Annotated in this window: 21 protein-coding genes; 4 read left to right on the top strand and 17 right to left on the bottom strand. The window is 65.5% G+C overall.

Annotated features, from left to right (window positions below; translation table 11 throughout):
* Positions 1–324: 324 nt before the first annotated feature.
* The 14 genes from ABD53_RS00645 to ABD53_RS00580 form a co-directional block, all read right to left on the bottom strand.
* Positions 325–876: an Asp23/Gls24 family envelope stress response protein gene (locus ABD53_RS00645; protein WP_053057504.1), complete on the bottom strand. Its 552-nt coding sequence runs from the start codon at positions 874–876 to the stop codon at positions 325–327.
* Positions 877–1,198: 322 nt separating this feature from the next.
* The gene (locus ABD53_RS15500) at positions 1,199–1,861 is read right to left on the bottom strand and encodes an SRPBCC family protein (RefSeq protein WP_053057503.1); all 663 of its coding nucleotides are present in this window, start codon (positions 1,859–1,861) and stop codon (positions 1,199–1,201) included.
* Between the two features lie 143 nt (positions 1,862–2,004).
* Positions 2,005–2,256, bottom strand: a complete 252-nt coding sequence (locus ABD53_RS00635; RefSeq protein ID WP_047863812.1) for a hypothetical protein — start codon at positions 2,254–2,256, stop codon at positions 2,005–2,007.
* Between the two features lie 126 nt (positions 2,257–2,382).
* Positions 2,383–2,631, bottom strand: a complete 249-nt coding sequence (locus ABD53_RS00630) for a hypothetical protein (protein WP_047863811.1) — start codon at positions 2,629–2,631, stop codon at positions 2,383–2,385.
* A gap of 139 nt (positions 2,632–2,770) precedes the next feature.
* Positions 2,771–3,025, bottom strand: coding sequence for a hypothetical protein (locus ABD53_RS00625; RefSeq protein ID WP_047863810.1), 255 nt, complete (start codon positions 3,023–3,025; stop codon positions 2,771–2,773).
* 54 nt (positions 3,026–3,079) lie between these two features.
* Positions 3,080–3,367, bottom strand: a complete 288-nt coding sequence (locus tag ABD53_RS00620) for a hypothetical protein (protein WP_047863809.1) — start codon at positions 3,365–3,367, stop codon at positions 3,080–3,082.
* Positions 3,367–4,305, bottom strand: coding sequence for a YtxH domain-containing protein (locus ABD53_RS00615; protein WP_152670506.1), 939 nt, complete (start codon positions 4,303–4,305; stop codon positions 3,367–3,369). The genes ABD53_RS00620 and ABD53_RS00615 overlap by 1 nt, the downstream gene beginning before the upstream one ends.
* Positions 4,278–4,685, bottom strand: a complete 408-nt coding sequence (locus ABD53_RS00610; RefSeq protein ID WP_047863807.1) for a phage holin family protein — start codon at positions 4,683–4,685, stop codon at positions 4,278–4,280. The genes ABD53_RS00615 and ABD53_RS00610 overlap by 28 nt, the downstream gene beginning before the upstream one ends.
* On the bottom strand, positions 4,682–5,299 hold the full coding sequence (locus ABD53_RS15495; RefSeq protein WP_053057502.1) for a hypothetical protein: 618 nt from the start codon (positions 5,297–5,299) through the stop codon (positions 4,682–4,684). Before ABD53_RS15495 ends, ABD53_RS00610 begins: the two co-directional genes overlap by 4 nt.
* 71 nt (positions 5,300–5,370) lie before the next feature.
* Complete coding sequence (locus ABD53_RS00600) at positions 5,371–6,174, bottom strand: hypothetical protein (protein WP_047863806.1); 804 nt, start codon at positions 6,172–6,174, stop codon at positions 5,371–5,373.
* Positions 6,175–6,267: 93 nt separating this feature from the next.
* Positions 6,268–6,762, bottom strand: coding sequence for a YsnF/AvaK domain-containing protein (locus ABD53_RS00595; protein ID WP_053057501.1), 495 nt, complete (start codon positions 6,760–6,762; stop codon positions 6,268–6,270).
* A 17-nt stretch (positions 6,763–6,779) separates the two neighbouring features.
* Positions 6,780–7,898: a PRC and DUF2382 domain-containing protein gene (locus ABD53_RS15490; protein WP_053057500.1), complete on the bottom strand. Its 1,119-nt coding sequence runs from the start codon at positions 7,896–7,898 to the stop codon at positions 6,780–6,782.
* A 373-nt stretch (positions 7,899–8,271) separates the two neighbouring features.
* Positions 8,272–8,835 (bottom strand): hypothetical protein, encoded by a 564-nt coding sequence (locus ABD53_RS00585; protein WP_047863805.1) that lies wholly within the window; start codon positions 8,833–8,835, stop codon positions 8,272–8,274.
* A gap of 101 nt (positions 8,836–8,936) precedes the next feature.
* A complete protein-coding gene (locus ABD53_RS00580; RefSeq protein ID WP_053057499.1) occupies positions 8,937–9,674 on the bottom strand; it encodes a Crp/Fnr family transcriptional regulator in 738 nt (245 codons plus the stop codon).
* A 461-nt stretch (positions 9,675–10,135) separates the two neighbouring features.
* Here ABD53_RS00580 and ABD53_RS00575 point away from each other — a divergent pair, with 461 nt between their 5' ends.
* A complete protein-coding gene (locus tag ABD53_RS00575; RefSeq protein ID WP_053057498.1) occupies positions 10,136–10,840 on the top strand; it encodes a response regulator transcription factor in 705 nt (234 codons plus the stop codon).
* 41 nt (positions 10,841–10,881) lie between these two features.
* On the opposite strand, the gene ABD53_RS00570 is transcribed toward ABD53_RS00575, so the two are convergent.
* Entirely contained in the window at positions 10,882–11,238 is a 357-nt protein-coding gene (locus tag ABD53_RS00570; protein WP_047863804.1) for a hypothetical protein, read from the bottom strand.
* Positions 11,239–11,943: 705 nt separating this feature from the next.
* Between ABD53_RS00570 and ABD53_RS00565 the strand changes: the two genes are divergently transcribed.
* Positions 11,944–12,993, top strand: a complete 1,050-nt coding sequence (locus ABD53_RS00565) for a fatty acid desaturase family protein (RefSeq protein WP_047863803.1) — start codon at positions 11,944–11,946, stop codon at positions 12,991–12,993.
* Between the two features lie 27 nt (positions 12,994–13,020).
* The gene (gene trhA, locus ABD53_RS00560; protein ID WP_047863802.1) at positions 13,021–13,701 is read left to right on the top strand and encodes a PAQR family membrane homeostasis protein TrhA; all 681 of its coding nucleotides are present in this window, start codon (positions 13,021–13,023) and stop codon (positions 13,699–13,701) included.
* Between the two features lie 183 nt (positions 13,702–13,884).
* On the opposite strand, the gene ABD53_RS00555 is transcribed toward trhA, so the two are convergent.
* A complete protein-coding gene (locus tag ABD53_RS00555; protein WP_047863801.1) occupies positions 13,885–14,337 on the bottom strand; it encodes a nucleoside deaminase in 453 nt (150 codons plus the stop codon).
* A 3-nt stretch (positions 14,338–14,340) separates the two neighbouring features.
* The gene (locus tag ABD53_RS00550; protein WP_047863800.1) at positions 14,341–15,243 is read right to left on the bottom strand and encodes a TIGR01777 family oxidoreductase; all 903 of its coding nucleotides are present in this window, start codon (positions 15,241–15,243) and stop codon (positions 14,341–14,343) included.
* Between the two features lie 176 nt (positions 15,244–15,419).
* Here ABD53_RS00550 and ABD53_RS00545 point away from each other — a divergent pair, with 176 nt between their 5' ends.
* Positions 15,420–15,932: a metal-dependent hydrolase gene (locus ABD53_RS00545; RefSeq protein ID WP_047863799.1), complete on the top strand. Its 513-nt coding sequence runs from the start codon at positions 15,420–15,422 to the stop codon at positions 15,930–15,932.
* Positions 15,933–15,934 lie beyond the last annotated feature (2 nt).

Raw genomic sequence — 15,934 nt, 5'->3', positions numbered from 1 at the left:
GGCACCATTCTAACCGCGAGACACGCCCGGCACCACGGACGCCGGCCTAACTCACAGCTACACTCACACTACCGTCCGCCACCCCCGAAACGCCCGCGCGAGGCCTCGAGCCCCGGCTCGAAGCGCTCTTCCAGTGTCTGGCGGTGTCTAGCTAGAATCTCCCGCACGTATATATCGTGCTTCATCATCCAGCCCGGTAGCTGGCACGACGAGCCCTGAGGCCAAGGTCGCGGCCGCGTCTGCCCCGGCCCTTGTTCTCCGCCGCGCTCCAGGCCGCAGAACGTTACCCGGCGGCCTCGAATTACTCTGCGGCGTTCCTGTTCCCTAGGAGACCCGGCTCGATGAACGCTGGCTCTGCTGACCCTGCTGATCTTGCTGGCCCTGCTCGGACTGCTCCTCGTCGGGGAAGAAGATGCCGGTTACGGAGACGTTGACCTCGGTGACGCGCAGGCCGAGGAGGCCCTCCACGCGGTTTATGACGTTCCTGCGCACCGCGTCGGCCACCTGGGGGGCGGGGCGTCCGTACTCCAGGGTCAGGGTGAGATCCACGGCGGCCTCTTCCCGGCCAACCTCTACCGAGACGCCCTGGGTGCGGCCCTTACCGGAGCCGCCGGTCACGCTGCCGAGGACGCCGGAGGCGCGCTGGGAGCCGCCTCCCCCCATGCGTATCCCCTCTGTCTCCTGGGCGGCAATGCCGGAGACCTGGGAGACCACGGACTCCTGGATCGTGGTGTCGCCCCGCTCGGTGCGCAGAGGGTTATCGAGATTGCCGCCCTGGTCCCGCCCCTCCTGGCGGCCCTGCTGACCCCGATCGCTCTGCTGACCCTGAACGCTCTGCTGGCTCTGGCCACTACGCCGCGGTGCTTGCTCACTCATGCTGGATCTCCCTTTCTCCTAGGCCGAAGACACCTAATCTTACATGTTACGCCGTTTGCGGTGGTCTCCGCTTGGAGTAGCCTCCGCGAGCGGTTGATAGGCCCTGGCGACCCCGCCCTGAGCACTCGGCCACTTGCGGAGCACGGGCCTGCGGGCAAGAGCGTACGCAGACCACCAAAGCTTTCTGCCACCGGGGCGAAGCAAGGGTCTCCCGCTTCTTCCGGTAAGCCTGCCCCGGAGATGCTCGAGAGCCAACCATCCAGCACCCGGGGCCTCCCTCTCGTACCCCGGGCTACCGCAGGCTGCTCCGCGCCGTCCAGCCTCAGAACTCTATTATGAAGCGGAACTTCCTTTCAGAGTCTTCATCTCCCGCCTCGCCACGATGATTTCCGACGCCGGAGCCGTCAGATTTCCGGCCACCCAGAAGGCTCCGCAGGATTAGGAAGACGACGAGGCTCCCCAGCAGCGTGAGCCCGATCCCGGAGGTCAGGAAGGCGATCACCCCGCTCTGGACGTTCGCTGCGGCGGGACGTTGCTGGATGTCTTCGGGGGTGGCCTCGCCTTCGAGGACGTCCCGGAGGTTCTCCAGGTCCTGGGCGAGTATCAGCTGCGGGTCGGCCACGATCCGCGAGGCCTTCTCTCCGAGCTTGCCGCCCGGCGGGTCGGCGTAGTTCATTATTACGTCGACCCGGGTGCTGCCGGAGCCCACGTCGGAGAAGCGCACCTCCCCGGAGGTTCCGACCTCCCCCTCTATGGTGTTCCAGCCTATGGCGCTGTTCGGCCGTTTCTCGGTGGTCCGGGCGTCGAACTCCAGGGTGGCGCCAAATGGCCCCTTTATCGTCCAGTGGGTGGTATCCGAGCCGGTGGTGCGCACCTCCTCGACGTTTTTCATGAACTGGGACAGGTTCTCCAGCGTCTCCCAGTAACCGTAGACCTCATCCACCGGCCTCTGTATCTCGATGGAACCTTCTACTCGCTGTGGCAAGTCTCCTCCAGTCTTGAGCATTTGGACGTTCGAGTACCGTGATACAGACTCTTGTGGCCTGCCAGCCTCCACCGAGCAAGCGGGGGCGGCCTGCACGCCCCCGCCTACCGGATGTCGCGAACCCTACCCGGCGGTTACCCGGACTACTCCGTTACATCGCTGAAGACGGTAACGCCGCGCTCCAGGTCGTAGTAGATGCTCTCGGAGCCGGCGAGTAGCTTCAGGAATACCTTGGTGTCCTGGGCCGTGGGCCTGGCCACGTGCTCTACGGCGCCGTTGTCCAGCACGAGCTGCACCGAGAATTTCCCGGGCTCTCCTTCCCCCTGCTCGCTCCAGTTGGCGTGGACGTCGGTTACCTTGCGGACCATTACCCTGTCGTCTGCGCTCTGTGCCATCTGCCCTCCTCTGTCGAATTTCGCTCTGAATGGGTCTGAATATGCCTAGCGGGTTTCAACTCCGCCGCCGGCCGGCTCCGGTACGGAGCCTGGGGACCGGCGAAACCTCTGCTCTAGGCGAGGCCGCTAGGCGAGGTCGCGGAACAGAAAAACCCCGTTTGCCAGGTCGAAGTAGAGCGAGCTCGACTGCTCTAGAATCTCCATCATCGCGTCGGCGTCTTCGGCGGTCGGGCGTATCACCCGCTCCTGGGCACCATTGTCCAGGATCAGCTGCAGGGAGAACTTGCCGTCCCGACCCTCGCCCTGCTCGCTCCAGTTGGCGTGCAGATCGGTTACCTGCCGGACCTGTATCCCGTTTGCGCTGCCTTCCGTCATCTTCGGCTCCTTCTAGTCGCTGATTACCTGCGTGCGGCCCGCCCTCACCTCCGGCGGGGGCGCGAACGGATCTTATGTTCCCCTTTTCGGATAAAGTAATCCTGTTGTAATCCCGGCCCGGCGGCTCTCGGGTGATCGGCTACTGGAGAACTAGCCCGGTGTAGCGCGTGCTCCTGGCCAGCCTCTCCACGGGCAGCAGGATAGAGGCACGCTTGAAGAGGCCGTTCTTGAGCGTAGTCCTCACGTACTGCGGCTCTCCGAACTCGCTGACGAAGAGCCTCTCCACCACCCCTATGTACTGGTCGAGCGGGTCATAGAGCCCGTAACCCGAGTACGCCTCGGGCTCCTCGACACGCTCCAGGGGCTCCAGGCTCTTCTCAGGCTCCTCGGACATTCGCCTCACGCCACACGCTTCCCCTCTCGCCGCTCCGCCGGCGGCAGACCTGTGTTATCCGGCCTTGCCGGGGCTCCGTACCTGTAAGGTCTCGTCCCGGGCCCATGGGTAGTCCCCCGCGAGCTCGTCGAACCGCCGCAGCTTCTCGCTGGCCCGGCCGAGGTCCGCATGCTCTACGAGCCGGGTGGCCTCCCGGAGCAGCCGAGACAGCTCTTGTTGTTCTTGTTGCTCTTCTTGTTGCTCTTCTCTCTCCCTTTGCTCTCCGGGCCCACCGGGACGGCCCCGGGGCACGTACTCTCTGGAGCCGTGCCCCGGGGCTTCCGCGTGCCGCGGGGCCTCCACTAGCTTTTGAGGTCCTGGTTGCTGGCTTCTTCCTTCGCCGTCTCCTTCGCCTGTTCGGCCACCCGCTTGCCCCGTTCCTTGGCGTCCTGGGCCTTGTACTCGGCCTGCTCCTTGAGCTGGTCGCGGGTCTCGCCCATCATCTGGTTCTCTTTCCTGCTTTCGGGGATGGAAAGCCCGACGGCTATGCCCAGACCGACCGCCGCAGCGCCAAGCCCGAGCGGGCTCTCGCGTAGCGCCTTCTGGAAGCCGCCCTTGGCCTCCTCGGCCTTCTGCTGGGCCTCGCGTTGGGCCTCCTGGGCTCTTTGCTGGGCCTGCTGCTGGGCCTCTTGCGCCTTCTGCTGGGCCTGTTGCTGGGTCTCCTGAGCCTTCTGCTGGGCCTGCTCGCCCCTGCCGCCGCCTTGGCCTTCCTGGTCGCCGGAGCCACTGGAGCCAGAGGAACCGGCTCTTCTCGGCGCGTCCTCGCTCTCGTAGTATCCGCTCTGGTACCCTCGCGAGTACGGGTCACCGTAAGAGCCCTCGTAAGAGCCACTGTAGTAGCCGCCTCCGAGCTGGCGCTGGCCACTCGACTGGCTTCCGCCACTCTTGGAAGCCGAGGCGGAGCTCCCGGCGTTCACCAGCAGCCACCCGAGACCGGCGCCGACCAAGGCCAACGGCATGGGATTCCGCTTGACGCCGTCCACGACAGAGGTCCCCGACTGGCTCATCCGCTGTCGGGCCTGGCCCTTGATGTAGTCGGAGCTCATCCTGCCCTGCAGGACCTCTATCGTCTCGCTCATCTGCGCCCGGGTCTGGGCCAGCTCCAGGCGCGTCTGCTCCAGCTCGTCCTGGGCGCTGGCCGGGTCCGGCCTTATCTCGCCTCTCTCCGAGGAGAGCCGGCCCGTGTCCTCCGGTCCTCTCCGGCCCTGGGCGCTCAACTGTTCCTCTGGTCGCTCATCCACTGTGCATCCTCCTTTAGCGTGTCTATGGTTTTCTGGGGCGCGGCCTGCTCCTTCTGGAGCGTCTTGATGCCTTTGAGCACCAGGAAACCGCCAACCGCGGCTATCACGATCCCGACGATCAGGGCGGACAGCCACACGGGCACGAGCAGGGCCAGGACCCCGATGATCCCGGCGACTATCGCCAGAATCCCGGTGTACGCCACGACCCCCCCGACGAGCAGGAAGCCGACGTTCTTGCCGACCCGGGAGGCCTTCTGGCTCATCTCCGCCTTGGCGAGCTCTATCTCCAGCCGGAAAAGCTCGCTGGCGTCGCGGTAGAGGTCGCCTATGAGCTCGCCCAGCGGCTGATCCCTCTTTCTGCGCTCGTCGTACTGGATCACTGGCTCCGCCCCTCTCCGGTGCCGCTCCTGCTCACCCTGGAGCCCTGGTCACTCGCCTGGGTGCTCGCCTGACTAGATGACTGGCTACTCCTCTGGCTACCTGTCTGGCTCATACCCTGACCGGAGCTTCCGCCCTGACCGGAGCCTCCACTACCGCCGGAGGAGCTCTTCAAGAAGCGGGCGGCCGCGACCCCGAGTACCAGGGCCCCGCCGAGGAACACGGAAGGCCGGCTCCGGGCGAAGTCCTCGACGTCGCCTATGAGCTGATCGGACCTCTTGTCGTGCAGGTACTCCGAGAGCCGGTCGGTCTGGGTGGCGGCCTGCTCGGCGTACTGGCCGACGGAGTCCTGGTTCTGCTCCCTTAGCTGGCTCCCGGTCTGCCGCAACGCCTTCGAGATGCCCGAGAGCTCCCCGGAGGCGCGCTCCTTCTGGGTGTCTAACTGCTCCTCGATGCGCTGCCGCGCCTCGCCGGCGTAGTAAGAGGCCTGCTGCTGCCCCTGGCGGGCGACCTCCTTGGACTGCTGCTTTGCCTGGCTCTCCTCTCCTTGAGAGCCTGTCCTGTTTCCTCCGCCGCCCTCCGTGTAGCCCTTCCTATCGTCGATGGATCTATCCACGATGATGCCTCCTCTCTCGTCTATCTTGTCTACCTTTTTCGCCGTTTTGCGGCGTCTTCGTGCCAGGGCCTCTAGGGCCTCTGACTACCGCGCCCGGCCCCCCATATACCCCCGAGGATGCCCCCGATAAACGGCATCAAGAGGGCCACGATCCCGCCTACCAGGGCCACGAGCCCGGTCCCGCTCGGGACGCTGGTAGGTATACTGCTCGGGATCTGGCTCGTCAGGCTCTGCGGCGCCGCAGAGTTGACCGTGCTCTGTAGCTGCTGGGCGAAACCCAGGCCCAGCGCGCCGCCGGCTACGCCGAGCACCACCAGCACCACGACGGTCAAGACCGGCACCAATAGCCCGTGTTTGACTCCGGAGCGGCTCGCCATCCTGCCGGCTACGTAACCCCCGATCAGGTACGTCAGGAGCAGGGTCAGGGCCAACCCCACGAGGGCGGACACGCTACCGCTCCCCAGACCTATGAGACCGAAGATCGCGCCGACGATGCCGCCTATGATGCCGGTGAGCAGCAGCCCCGCGCCAATGGTGGTGACCCAGCCGAAGATCACACTCGGCAGGCTCGTGCCGCGCCCGCCGGAACCGGACCTGCGGGACTCGTTACTAGAGCCCTCGTTACGGGAGCCCTCGTTACGGGAGGAAGCGTTACCGGAATCCTCGTTGCGGGAACCCTCGTTGCGGGAGGACTCATTGCGATAATTCTCCGCCGCCCTCCGGTTTTCCTGTATCTGCTGCTCTCTCTCCTCCGTCTCGCCGTCCTGGCTCCGCCCGCTGCCGGACCGCTCCTCCTGGCCGCTCCCTCCCCGGCCGCTCTCTTCCGAGGCGCGGCTAAGACGCGACTCCCGCTCTTCGCCTTCTCTCTCGCTCAATTCGCTTATCCTCCCTTCCCGGTCTCCGGGCCGGCTTGATCATGACGGGCTTCTTACGGAGCCGTTACGGCGGCCGGGTCGCATTCTCCGGCGCTACTTGTCGCGGCGGACGCCGCGCTCGGTCCCGTCCTGTATCTCGACCTCTTCCCGCCTTACGTCCGCCTCGACCGTCTCTTCCTCCTCGACGACTTCTTTGCGGAGCCGGATCTCCTCTTTCAAGACGAGGCGCTTGTGGACTACTATCTCCTCCTCGTACACCCGCATGACCGTCTCTTCCCGGCCAAGCTCCGTGCCCTCCGGTGCCTCTGGAGCCTCCCCCGGCTCCACCGGGAGGCGCTCGATCTCCACCTCTTCCCGCCTCCTGGGAACCCGGAACTCTTCGTGATCGGTGTGTACCGTCTTGCGGAGCCGCACCGCGCCCGCCTCGCGCAGCCGGACCTCCGTCTCAAGCTCCTCTTCGTTTCTCTGTAGCCGGATCTCGTCCCCGGGGTCCTCGCGCGCGGCGGCGTCCGCGCTTTTTTCCGCGTCTTTCTCTACGTCTCTTTCAGGGTTTTCAGAGTCTCCGGTGCCCCGTCCGCCGCTATCCATCCGACCGCCCGCAGGGGCTAGCTCCGGCCGCGATCTTCGTTACCCTCGTTGCCTTCGAGGTCCTCTTCGCCCTCTACCTCGACCTCTTCCTTGCGGAGGTCTTCCTCTACCACCTCTTCATCCTCGACGGCCTCCTTGCGGACCCGGATCTCCTCTTTCTTTACCGCGCGTTTGGTTACCTCGACCTCCTCTTCGGTGACCGGCATGCTCACTTCCTGGTCACCGATCTCCCCCTCGGAGGCCTCGCCGGAGGCGGGGACGCGCTCTACCTTCACCTCTTCGTGCTTTTTGGGGACCGTCATCCGCTCGCGGTCGGTCCTCACGCGCTTGCGGACGTTTACCTTGCCGGCCTCGCGCTCGCGCTTCGTGGCTGCAAGCTCTTCCTCGGAACGCTGAACGCGCAGCTCGTCCTCATCCTCGACGTCGCTGTCACGCTCACCCACGCCCTCTTCACCGGGCGGGTGCTCCACGAACTCTCCGCCTTCGCGGTCGCCCATGGCCATCCCGGGACCGACCTCCCCGGACCTTTCCTCTTGGTCGCCCCGGCCCCGGTCCGTAACGGCCCCGGACTCCTCTCTGGCGCGGGACGCCCTGGCCTGGGATAGCTCGTCGTGCTGGTCGCGCTGGTCGAAGACCTCGCCCTCGCCGGTAGGGCCGGTAGGGGCAGCGTCCCGCTCGTGGGGAAGACTTTCGGCGCCTTCGTCCCCGGAACGCTCACCGTACTCCAGATCCACGTCGGGGTCTTCTAGGTCCGTGTAGTACGAGCCGAAGGAGCCCCGCTCCGAGGAGTCCGGGCTCTCCCCGAGGCCGTAGTGCTCGCGTACCCGCCTCTCGTAGTCGGCGTCTATCTCCTGGTCGTCGTCGAAGGCCGGGCCTTCCTTGATCCTCTCCTTGTCGGCCTGGATCTGGACCAACTCCCGCTCGTCGTTGACGCGCACGATCTCCATGGGGATCAAGGTCGAGCTGGTGCCGAGAAAGCCCATCTTTACGCCCATGTACTCCGGCCGGTCGTAGGCGTCGACGAACAGGTCGTCCACCTTGCCGATGTGCTCCCGATTGTCGTCATAGACCTTATAGCCTGAGTAGTCCCCAAACGGAGCTCCGGCCTGATCACCGCCTTCGTGACTCGCAGTCATCCGCTCCCCTTTCCTTGTAGTCTTTTCCCTTTTCCGCCCGGATGTTCCGGTCGTTCGCCATGTATATGGCTTATATAGCTTCGTGGATACATACCTGTTGCGTGGCGTGCGTAAACTGGTCTGCACACCCCGGCGACACAACTACACCAGAAGATGTAGTTTCTCTTTACGGGCCTTTACGAGCCCTGTAATTCCCGGAGTGTGGTCACGGCCGCCCTATCTTTGAGGCGAAGAATAGCTCACGCGACCCGGAAAATAGGTGTCGTGGCGCACGATGGAGAGGTTTATACAGGCCGTCCGGAGGGTATGGAGCCCGCTCCCATAGCGCCAGGCTCTTACTCTCGCGGCTTACTTTCGCGGCCCTCCGCGAGCCTTATCCGGGCCCGGGTTCGCCGTCAGGATCGTTCCGGGGGAGGTCGAAGCGAGGCTTTTTCATCTCCCGCTGGGCGGCGGCACCGATCTCCTCCAGGGCGTCCGCCACGGGACCGAGGTGGTATAGCTCGCCACCGAGCATCAGGGCCTCCTCTTCCATCTCGTAGCCGCGGAACCTGTCCCCCATGTGAGTCTCGGCCAGCACGTCCAGGGGTTCGGTGTAGGAGTCAAAGAAGCGGTGATTCTCGGAGGTCTCGTACCACTGTTCGAGACGGGCCTCGTAATCCTCGAAACGCTCCAGGAACGAGCGGTCCTGGAGGGGAGAGCCCGCCTCCACACCAAGGCTCTGGCGCAGCGTGAGGCCCCTTTCGGGGAGCCGCGGGCTCTCGGGCCACAGCATGCGGGAGACCTTGCACACGGCCACGGCGAAGCCCTGCACGGAGTACCAGAAGAGTTTGCCGTCGCTGCCGGCGGAGGCCTCGTCCATGTCCTGCAGGGCGATCAATCCGAACTGGGCCTGGCGTTCTATCTCCTTCTGGAACTGCCTGAGCAGGAACTCGTCCATCGGCTCGTCTCCGTCTGTTCGGGTGGATGTTCGTGTGGGCTCCGCCCGGCCTCTGCGGCCCGGCCCCGGCAACCGGGAGAGTACCACGACGGCCCCGGTCGCTAGTCCTCCGGGGAGCCCGCGAAGGACCTTAGCCCGTCGAGGTCCCTGGCGTGAATCAACCTGCGCCTCACCTCTACGGCTCCGGCCTCCGTCAGTTGGCGGAGCGCCCGGGTCACCGCCTCCCGGTTGGAGCCGATCATGGAGGACAGGTGCTGGTGGGTATAGCGGGTTGGTATCTTGTAGCCTTCGGAGGTTCTTATCCCCTGGCTCTCTATGAGCATGAGGATCAGGCTAGCCAGCCGCTCCGGGACCTCCTTGAGCGAGATGTCCTCCATGCGGACCTCGTACTCGGCGAGCCTGTCGGAGAGCAGGTTTATGATCTGGAGCCCGACCCTGGGCCTCTGGAGCACCAGACGCTCCACGTCCGCCCGGCACATCGTGGAGATCAAGGACGGCTCCATCGCCTCGGCGAACGAGCCCCTCAGCCGCTGGCTGGTAAGCGCCATCTCCCCGAACACGGTGCCGCCGGGCAGGACCGCCACGGTGAACTGCCGGCCTTCCGGAGAGACTCGGTAGATGCGGACCCGGCCCTCCTTCAGGATGAAAAGCGTCTCGCAGAGGTCCATCGGCGTGTAGAAGACCTCGCCGCCGGCCAGCCGGGTGTCCAGGTGCCGCCAGCTAAGGCTCGCTATCTCCTCGCCGGATAGCGGCTCGAAGATGTCCACCAGCGAGAGCAGCTTGAGGTTCTCCTCGTTAGGCTCCAGAGAGCGCCCGCCGTAGCCTCCTCTATCGCTCACGGCCCCCGCCTCCGGTGCCTCTGGCGCTTCTGGCGCTTCCGCCTCTGGCTCCCGTCGGGGCTCCCAGCATGTAGGCGATGCGGGTGATGTGGCCGCGCTCCGCGGACCCGGCGCGTACTCTGCCAGCTTCGGCTCTCATGCAAACCATCATAACCCTTCCCCCCATACCACTGTCGCGCCCCCGCCCCGACGCTAATACACTCCGCGCCTTCCTCAGCCTCCCTCCGCCTCTCTTTATCTCTCCTTATCTTTCTCCGGGGGGTGATGATCCGGTAGACGAGGCGTGGGTACGGGATCATACTAGCCGGCGCCCGTGATTCTCGTAACGCGAGTCCCGGGTTGCGCCCGGGACCGTTGCCCATAAAATGGTACCCAGGGTGTAGCATGGCCGGTACGCCCCGTAGTAAGGTATGCGTATTCCGGGTGGCGAGTGTAGATAGGCGAGAAGCGGGTTCTGCAGGTTGGAAGGTTCGTCGGCACAGAACGATAAGAACGGCGCTACCCGGGTCCTTCTAGCCGACGATCACACCATGTTCCGCGAGGGTCTCGCCGGCCTCATCTCCTCTTACGGCGGCATGGAAGTCGTGGGTAGCACGGCGAACGACTCGGAGGCCGCAGCCTTGGCCGAGCGGCTGCGGCCGGATGTCGTGATCATGCAGGTGCAGATGCCTTTCGAGCAGGCGCGGGAGACGCTCGCCCGGATGCGGGCCATTTCGCCGCCGCCGAAGGTCATCATAGTCACCATGTTCGAGAACCCGCGCTACGTGCGGGAGCTCATGAGGCTCGGGGCCAGCGCGTACCTCTTGAAGAGCTCTTCTTCGAGCCAGTTGATCGGCGCGGTACGGGCGGCGGTCTACGATCCGCAGGGTGCGGACGTAATAGTCGGCATGCCGACCTCGGCCCTCGAACAGGGAGAGGAGGCCTCTGGCAAAGTTCTTTCCGCGAGAGAGCTCGAGGTGTTGCTCCTGATGTCTCGCGGGCTCTCTAACCAGCGGATCGCCAGCCAGCTACACCTGGCCGAAACCACGGTAAAGCGCCACCTGGCCAACGTCTACGGCAAGATGGGCGTGCATTCGCGCAGCGAGGCCACCAGGAGGGCGTTACACGACGAGTGGATCACTATCCGCGACGTTACCGAGGACCGGGAAGAAGACGGGGCTATCTAAACAGACCAGGACATACCGGGAATAGGGTAAGAGGCGTAAGGCTAGCCCCCCGGTAGCTCGGGCTCTCTACCATAGGTGAGCTCTCGGGTCCGGTCCAGGACCTGCAGAAGATCCTGGACGCTGACGTCCCGGACTCTCTCCTGCTCGCCATCCACATAGATGTTCGCGTGCAGGTCGTCCACGAAGAGTATCTCGACCCTGGAGTACACGATACCGGCCAGCCTCGGGTAGCTCTCGTCGTTGCAGACGACCATGTGGGGCTCGAAAGACTGGGCCTCCGATTCCAGGAGGTCGGGCGAGGAGATCCTGACCTCCGACCCGGGACGGCTCCGCTGCAAGGCTATCGCCAGCGACTCCCGGTAAGAGCGCGGAGCCAGGGAGATCAGTACGCGAATCATCGCCTTCTAGCACTCCTCTGCGTGGTTTACGTGGCTCTATCTGCTTCTGCTGGATCTTGCTGCGCCTTGCCGGGTCTTGCGTAGCTCTACGTGACGGCTCCGGGCAGAATCCGTTTGGAAGAACCCCACGTAGACCACCGGGACCCGGCGCGTGGAGGGTAGACCAAGAGAAACGGTGCTTCTTGAAATCATCATACACCCTGCAGGGCCGGAAATACGGGTCCGGGGGCCTCAGAGCAAAACAGCAGGTAAGAATGGCTACAAAGGTGTACCCGTTACGGCTCGTGTGCCCGGGTACGCCGCCCCGCTACACAGTTTGCACCATTTTGCCCGTTATCCGGTGCCGGACCTTTGAGCGGGGACCTCTCACGGACTATGGTAATGTCCGGCGGGTCTTTGGAGCCCCGGAACCCGAGTTCGGAATCCAAGTTCGGAGTATGAGGCCGGGGCCGTAAAGAGCCGGAGTAGCTGGAGGGTATCGAGGGGGAAGAGAAAGGCGTCCGGATATTACTCTGGAACTGCGCCGCCTGTCGTACCCGTGACACTCGCAAGACTCGCAAGATCCCGGAGGAGGGCCTTCGGAGTCAAAATACACAAGGTGCCCGCGTCCGCGAGGATTCGTGCCGAACCTGAAAGGACCAGGACATCGACCACAATACACGAGCGTCGGACGGGGTGTCCGGCGGGCGCACCGCTGGAGCGGATATGAACGGCTCCCCTTCTCCGGGGCGTGTTGCAGAGGCCAACAAGTACGCCGAGTTGAAGAAGATCGTCAAGCAGGAGGGGCTTCTGGAGCGTCAGCCCGCGTACTATGCGGCGAAGATGGTCCTCACGCTCGCCATGCTGGCCGTGGGCGTCGTCCTGATATTCGTGCTGGATAGCCTCCCGTTGCTACTACTGGACGCGGCGTACCTGGCGTTCGTGTTCGTCCAGATCAGCCTCGTCGCCCACGACTGGGGCCACCGGCAGTTCTCGTTCAAGAGGGCCTGGAAGAACCGGCTGGTGACCCTCGTGCTCGGCAACCTCTTGCTCGGCATAAGCCAGCAGTGGTGGATAGACAAGCACAACGACCACCACGCAAACCCGAACCACATGGACCAGGACCCCGACGTGGACATCCCGCTGCTCGCCTTCGAGGAGGAGCAGGCACTGGATAAGCAGGGGATTGCGCGGTTCGTGGTGAAGTATCAGGCGGCCATGATCTTCCCGCTCTCTCTGCTGCAGTCCCTGAGCATGAGCCGCAGCAGCATTCAGTTCCTGCTGGGCAAGCGGGCCAAGAGTACGCTCTCGGAGGCGCTGCTGATGGTCGCGCACTTCGTGCTGTACTTCGGGCTGTTGTTTATCTTGCTGCCGCCACTGCAGGCGGCGCTGTTCGTGGTCGTGCACCGGGGGCTGTTCGGCATGTACATGGTCTCGATCTTCGCCCCGAACCACAAGGCGATGCCGACCCTGAACGAGGGCAGCGAGCTCGACTTTCTGAGCCGGCAGGTCCTGACCAGCCGCAACGTGCGCCAAAATCTCGTCACGGACTTTATGTACGGCGGCCTCAACTATCAGATAGAGCACCACCTCTTCCCGAGTCTGCCCCGCAACAACCTCAAGCGGCTAAAGCCGCTCGTGCAGGCCTTCTGCCACTCGCGCGGGATCGCGTACCACGAGACCAGCGTCCTGCGATCCTACCGCGAGATCCTGGAGCACCTGCACGAGGTGGGCGAGCCTTTGCGCCGAGAGGATAAGAAAGGCAAGATAGCGTAGGAGACTAACCATGGATACCGGAGAGCCATGAGACCGTCCAGGTTCCGGCTGCGGGGCTTCAGGGAGTTTAGGGAGCCTTTTAGCGGGCTTTCCCACCTCGTGGGAGGGGTGCTCGCGGCGGTGGGGCTGGTCGCGCTGCTGGCGGCCGCGGTGATGGCCGGCAGTGCGGAGCGGGGCGTGGCCTTCGGCGTCTACGGGGCGAGTCTGGTGGGGCTGTACGCGGCCAGCGCGCTGTACCACCTGCTGCCGGTCTCCGAGAGGGCGACGGCCCGGCTGCGCAAGCTGGACCACGCCATGATCTTCGTACTCATAGCGGGTACCTACACGCCGGTGTGCCTGCTCGCGTTGAGCGGTCCGTGGCGCTGGGGACTTCTCGGTACCGTGTGGACCCTGGCAATCTGCGGCGTGCTGATGAAGCTGCGCCGGATCGGCTCCCGGTCCTGGCCCACGGTCGCGCTCTACCTCGGGCTCGGCTGGCTCTCGGTGGCGGCGTTGCCGAAGCTCCTCGAGGCACTCCCGGTCGGAGCCCTGGTGTGGCTCGCCGCCGGAGGTCTCGTGTACAGCGCCGGGGCTGTCATCTACGCGACCAAACGCCCCGACCTCCTGCCCGGCAGTTTCGGCCACCACGGGCTGTGGCACCTCTTCGTGATCGCGGGCAGCGCCTGCCACTTCTGGGCCCTGGCCCGCTACGTCGCGCCGCTGGGCTAGGAGCGCGGCCCAATCCCGCTGCGACCCCCGGAGACGCCCGGGTTTTCGACCCGCCCTTATACCAGACTCTGCGGCAGGGATAGAGCTGTGGAGGCTAGAAGCGGCCTCCGGACGGGTCGCGGGCCTTGAAGCGTCCGTAGACTGGTACTGGAAGCGTGAACCGGACGTGGTGCGGAGCCGGGATCACACACCCGGTCTCTGGGCCAGCTCCTCGAATAGGGCGTCGCACTCTCGCTCTAGCAGGCCGCCTTCCGCCTCGAAGCTGGCGAACGAGCACCGGTGGGAGACCTCTTCACAGGCGAGGTCTATGTGGTCGAGGCCGAGACCTTTCAGGGTGACTACGGACGTCCCGTAGTAGAGGCGCGGGATGCCGGACCACAGCATGGCGCCGGAGCACATCGGGCAGGGCTCGGCGGTCGTGTACAGCGTGAGGTTCGAGGGGTCCGCACCCGGGTCCCGGTCGAAGAGCTGGATTATGGCCGCCGTCTCCCCGTGCAGGATGGGGCTCCGATCCGCGTCGTTTACCCCTTCGGCGACGACCTCTCCGGCGACGTCCGCGATGACGCACCCGAAAGGCGCGTCGGGGTTGCGCCGGGCGAGCTCGATGGCCCGGTTCATGTGCTTTTCGTGATCCATACGTTACCTCCCCAGTAGGTGTTTCAGCGCGCCTTCGAGCTGCGGGTGGCGGAATTCGTAGCCCTTGTTCTGCAGGTGCGTCGGCTTCATGCGGGCGCTCACCAGCAAAAGCTCGTCGGCCATCTCGCCCAGCGCGATCCGGGCGGCCCGCGCGGGCAGCGGGACCACGGTCGGACGCCCGAGCACCCGGCCGAGAATCCTGGTGTACTCGGAGTTGCGGTGGGGGTTCGGGGAACAGACGTTCGCCGGCCCCCGCATGGTGTCGTCTTCGAGAGCGTGGACGATGGCGCCCACCACGTCGTCCAGCGCGACCCAGGGCCAGAATTGGCTGCCGTCCCCGATCTTGCCGCCGCCCCCGAGCTTGAAGATCGGGAGCGTCGTCGCCAGCGCCCCGCCTTCGGCCGAGAGCACGATGCCCAGCCGGGGATGCACCACCCGGATGCCGGCGTCGCGAGCCGGCTGGGCGGCGGTCTCCCACTCCCGGCACACCTCGGCCAGGAACGTATCCCCGGGGTCGCTATTCTCCGTTAGTATCTCGTCGCCCCGGCTGCCGTAGAACCCGGAGGCGGAGGCGGAGACCATCACCTGAGGCGGCTCCGGCAGGGCGGCCAGGGCCTTGGCGAGAAGCCTGGTCCCTTCCCTGCGGCTCTGCAGGATGGCCTGCTTCTTGCGCTCGGTCCAGCGTCCGGAGGCGATGCTCTCTCCGGCGATGTGGACGACGCCGTCGGGCCGGGACGCGGCTAGCGCCTCGGAGTCTATGGTGCCGGCCGAAGGGTCCCAGCTTACCGCGTCGCCGGAGTATCCCTCGCCGCGTACGAGCCGTATGACCCGGTGTCCCCTGGCCTCGAGCTCCGGGATCAGGGCCGACCCCACGAGACCGTTCGAACCGCTAATAAGAATGTTCACCTCACGCCTCCTCCCGCGACGGGTCCGCCGCCCCCGGAAACACGCAGAGGTCTCCTCGGAGGCGGCCATACTTTCCGCCATGATATACCGCTCTTCCGGGATAGGAGCCACAGCGGCGTCGAATCCGCTCCACAGTCCCGCACCGGACATACAAGCCGGACCGTACAATACGCCTCATGCGCACCTACACCCACGCCATCCTCTCCCACGTGGTCGCAGGCCGCTTCTCGGACGGCCGCTACGCGGCGTGGGCCTCGGCCGGGGCGGCGCTCCCGGACCTCCCGGCGCTCGCGGGCTCGGCGTGGCTGGCCTTGCGCGGGCGCCGTTTCTCCCGGCGGTCCTTCTACGGCGAGGTCTGCGGCAGCCGCCGCTTCGCCCTCCCGGATGCCGCACTGCACTCGGCGCCGGCGCTCGCCGTCCCGGCGCTCGCGCTGGCGGCGTACGGCCTGAGAGGACGCCCCTCACCCCGTGGCACGTGGTTCCTGCTCGGCTGGGCCGGGCACGTGGCCTCGGACGTGTTGACCCACGGCTCGGACGCCCGCCCGCCGCTGTGGCCCCTGTCCCGGTGGCGCTTCGAGAGCCCCGTCTCCTACCGGGAGCGCAACCGGCACGGCGTCCCGTTCACCGCGGCCGAGCACGCGGTTCTCCTGGCCCTCGGCTACGCCGCCCTCCGGCGGCGAGGACGGTAGTT

Source organism: Rubrobacter aplysinae, assembly GCF_001029505.1.
Classification (GTDB): Bacteria; Actinomycetota; Rubrobacteria; order Rubrobacterales; family Rubrobacteraceae; genus Rubrobacter_A; species Rubrobacter_A aplysinae.
The sequence above is the reverse complement of the archived record's forward strand: the minus strand, read 5'-3'. Positions and strand labels throughout refer to the sequence as shown.